This window comes from Streptomyces sp. PsTaAH-137 (assembly GCF_003259365.1).
In the GTDB taxonomy this organism is placed as follows: Bacteria; Actinomycetota; Actinomycetes; order Streptomycetales; family Streptomycetaceae; genus Streptomyces.
On the sequence record NZ_QLLY01000053.1, the window covers coordinates 1 to 4,325 of the forward strand.

Sequence of the window (4,325 nt, forward strand, 5' to 3'; positions counted from 1 at the left end):
GGCCCAGCCGGCGAGGGCGCTCGTGGAGCCGCCGCCACCACTGCCGCCGCTGAACAGATTGCCGACGCCCTCGTCGGACATGCTCTGCTCCTCGGTTTCCTCGTCCATGCGCTTCTTACCCTTGGGCGGGGTCATGCGGCAGCGTCCTTCCTCAGCTCGAGAGCCCGAGCGAACATCTCTTCCGTGAATCCTTCGTAGTCGGAGACGAGCCCTTCGACAGTCTCCGGAACGGACCGGTCGCCTTCCCTGCGGCGGTCGGCCAACTCCTGCACCAGCAGGCCCCGTTTGCGCACGAGGCGGGCCACCGACTCCGTGTGACCGATGAGGTGCTTGAACATGTGCGCGTCCTCGCCGAGCACCTTCTGCACCTGCTGCCGCACGTCGGCGTGGATACCCGTGTACGTGCGTCCCGTGTCGAACAGCAGCACCCCGAGCAGTTCCAGGTGCGGGTTCAGCTGGCTGACGAACCGTACGTACGAGAACTCCAGGCCGATCTGCGCGAGACCGTCCTCCGCTCCCCCGTCGCTCTTGACGGGGATGACGAGCCAGCGCGCGGTCGACAGGGCGAGCCGCTGCAGCGACGGGTTCTCCGGCGGAGTGTCCAGAATGATGATCTGGTACTCGTGGGCGATCGGCAGCAGGCACATCAGCAGCCGCAGGTAGGCGTGCGGGCCTTCCTTCGCGAGCAGCGTGTGGAAGAAGATGCCGAACTCGTCACCGAGGGCCGGTCCGCCCATGACGACGTCCAGGTTCTCCCGGACATTGCGCTGGGGCCTGAGCGCGGTGCCGGTGCGCAGCGACTCGAGGAGCGCCGCTCCCCCGTCGTTCCACTCGGCCCGCTTGTAGCCGAGCTCGCGCGCGATGTTGCCCTGCGCGTTGCAGTCGATGATGAGCGTCCGCAGACCGCTGCGCGCCGCCTTGCCCGCCGCGTTGGCCGAGACCGACGACTTGCCGACCCCGCCCTTGCCATTGCCGAACATGAAGATGTGCGACAGCGAGGCCCACGGGATCGGAGGCAGGTGCTGCTGGCTGTCAGGTGCCGCGAAGGGACTGGACATGGATCCTCTCAGTCTGATGCAGGCCCGGAGACGGGATGAGGGACGGTGATGAACGGCGGAACGGGACGAGAGATGCCCGATTTGCCATGGCTTGCCAGGCGGAAAGTTCTCTCAGAACGATCCTGCGCTCCGAAAGCGCCGATCCTGATGCCGAGTACCCCTCGAAACCCCTCTGTGAGGCCCGGCAGACCCCTCCGCGACCCGTTTCAGCAGGTCGGCGAAGGGTTCTTTGTTGGTGCTCAAGTCTGCTGTCCCGCACTGACCTTCGCCTGGCTGCCGACGGTGTCGTAAGCCGGGCTGTTGACCAGTTCTCCAGTGGTGAGCCTGGCAGCGAGCACATCTGATATGCCAGCAGAACTGTTCACCTCCGGAGTAGTTGCGACACAAAGCGCTGCACACGCTATCAGGACGATCTTCATACCCGCACAGCAACACGCGCGGAGGTGAACACGGAAGCTCGGATGCGGGTGGGTGGAGGGGCTGGGCTTCCCATGTGCGCGCACGTCTGTGGGTGGTGCGGCGTGGTTGCCGGTGAAGCAGCACGCCACAACGCGGGCAGGCACACAGTCAGTTACTCAGGCGCGCAGTCCGGTGGGGAAGCGGGCTGCCGTTCCGGCCCGCACTTCTGCCTACTACTCCACACGGCCATGGGTCAGTTGGGCCGTGAGTGGTCAGGTGCGCTCTGGGACACACAGGCCGGTTGCCTGGCTCGGGATCGGGGCTGTAGGTGCGCCGACCAGTTGACAGGCCGACAGGCTTGCAGACGGACCCCTGTGTGACCTTGTGGGGAAACCGGCCACCGTACGGGCCAGCCTGTAGGCCCACGTGCCCGCTTGTCTTGTGATCGCCGGTCCAGCGCATAGGCGCGTAGGTCAGTTTGCAGGCAGTTGCGTTGGCAGGGTGAGCGACAGGCCTGCCTGTCGGGGGATGTGCGGGCTGGTCGCCCTGCGGGTGAGTACTCAGACCGCCAGGCAGGCACGTAGACCCGCATCTGGGCTCGCCTGCATACCGGCTGACGATCTGGCAGGACGAGTGACCTGACAGCGCATTACGGGATGGGCGGGCCTTCCGATCTGCACGTGTGCGTGCAGTGTCATTTTTACACAGACGGGGAACTTCACAGCTCTGCCTACGAGAGTGCTTACCGCTGCACCAAGTGGCCTGTGGGTCAGTGAGCCCGCTTGCATACTGGCCACCACGTCCATTGTTCGGCGGGGCGGCAGCTTCATCACCACCCCTGCCTGCCTGGTGGTCTGCACCTCTGCTCGCAAATCTGCTGCCTTGCACGCCAGAACGCAAGCGTTGAAGAAGACCTGGACGCAGGTGACGTTCATCGCTATCACCCAGGCCTTTATCTAGACCGTGCAGTTGACAGAGACCACTGCGGTACATGCCGCGCAGGCAACAACATGTCTCCGAACCTTCGCCATCGCCTAGGCACACAGTTGTGCGCAAGCTTGTACCCATGTTTGCAGTGATGTTTGTTTTCCCAGGTCAGAGGCCGTTTTTCAGCTTCAGTACATGAGAACCATACGACACTGAGAGTCCAAGAATCTGCAGTCAGGGGAAGCATTTTTCAGACTCCCAAGATCGCTAACCTGTCTCGCCAAGGTGTGCATCGGCTCTCCCTGGCGCAGGAGATCCGGAGCAGAGAGAGCCGAGGGGGGCGACCCCGTCTCGTCCTCTCGCTCATCTTGTTCAAGTCGATGGGCTGCTCAGAGGGACAGGGACATGTGCGCCCACATACGTGCCCTCTGATACTCGCCACACGAATGCGCTTGCCTGCATCTGCCTTGCGGTCGGCTCACCAACCTCAAGGTCAGTAGCAGCAATGAGTGGAGCACCGAAGCTGCGCACGCTGATAGCGGTCGCACAGCCTGGCCAGTCCGCTACGTGCACCCAGGAACGTTCGTGGAGCTGGTCCGCCAGCGTTTTTCTCTGGGGGAGTGGGACGTCGCCGGCTTCCTGCGATGCAGCTTCAGGGTCGGTCCGGTGAGAGGTGGAGGGCGTCAGGCTTCGGGGCCATCAATTGCACTCGTGGCGCGTCCAGGTAGGTGGAGCAGGACACCGGAATCGTGCTTGGGGGCCGTGCCATGACGCCGGTGCTGTCCAGCTGGTTCTTTCCGCGTGCTGATACCACGTAGGGACAACGCAGGGCTTCGGTGGCCTCTGCCCGGCGCCACCGACCACGCCTCTGTCCCTGGCAAGTCGAGCCCGCTGCGGAACGATCGCACGGTCGTCGATCCGCCGGTCCGAGCGCACCATGCCCAGTCCGCATGCTGCGCCGAGGACGCCGACCGTTCCGTTCTGGGGCGTGCGGCGCGCCGCATGCCGGTGGTGACAGGCAGCTCAGCCACGCTGAAATCTCAGCTACGTACCGAGCCGAGATGCTGTCGGCGCGTGCAGACTGTGCGTGCCGTCGACGGGCTGGCCGTGGGCTGTCACCGAGCACCTGTTGAAAGCATGTGGCGTTGTCTCCGTCCTCGCCACGGCCGGCTTGCCTTGGACATAGCGATCTCCTCTCCCTCTTCGTCGAGCAACGTCTTGGGGAGAAGCGGCTGCCTGCGGCCCCTCCGAAGCACGCCTGTTGCCCGGCGTTCCTCTTCGTATCGCACCGTCGACCGCCGCGCGCCTACGGCCGGTTGCCAGAGCGGAGCATTGCCATGAGGGCGCCCGGAGGGGTGGGGGAGAGGGAGTGGCCGGGGAAGGCAGGCGGCCGTTACAGGTGTGGCCGCCCAGCTCGCACGGTCCCGCCCGGGCCTTGCTTCACCTCGCCCGTGTCCCTTGCCGGGCTCCGACGAAATGCCTTGCGGCGGCGCCGACGGGAAGCAGTGAGAGCAATCGGGCAGAGCGTCCGTATCGGCGTAGGTACGTACTCGGAACCGCGGCCCAACGGCTCACTCGCGGGGGAGAGGTGACCTCCTCGCGCGTTGCGGCTGGAGGCCTCGGCAAGAGTCCTTCGGGAGCTCTCCGGTCGCGGCCGCGTCGAGCGTCTCGTCGCCACGAACAGGCTCGGGCCCCGGAGAACAGGCACAGCCGCGATTCGCGGCCTGAGATCTCAGGGCTTCTCAGAGAAGTCGTTGAAATCCGGACTGTTTGACGCTGCCGACCTGATTTCTTCCAGCAGCTCGGGATAGTGCTCGCCGTACGTCGCCACTGCGTGCGACACCGCCTCCAGTGCCGCCTTCAGCGGGTCGGGGTCTGCGGCCGCGAGCACGGCGGGGAGGGCGAAGTGCGGCTGCGAGATCTCGTGGGGGACCTGTGGAG

At 65.2% G+C, this 4,325-nt stretch carries 1 protein-coding gene and 1 pseudogene; both read right to left on the reverse strand.

Going from position 1 to position 4,325, the window contains the following annotated elements; genetic code table 11:
- Positions 1–131: 131 nt before the first annotated feature.
- Positions 132–1,058 (reverse strand): ParA family protein, encoded by a 927-nt coding sequence (locus tag K377_RS40580; protein WP_111668656.1) that lies wholly within the window; start codon positions 1,056–1,058, stop codon positions 132–134.
- Positions 1,059–4,116: 3,058 nt separating this feature from the next.
- A pseudogene (locus tag K377_RS40585) lies at positions 4,117–4,325 on the reverse strand (hypothetical protein); the annotation flags it as partial.

Excerpts from the sequence above, each read along its gene's own strand:
- K377_RS40580 (WP_111668656.1), bottom strand. The coding sequence starts at position 1,058 with ATGTCCAGTCCCTTCGCGGCACCTGACAGCCAGCAGCACCTGCCTCCG.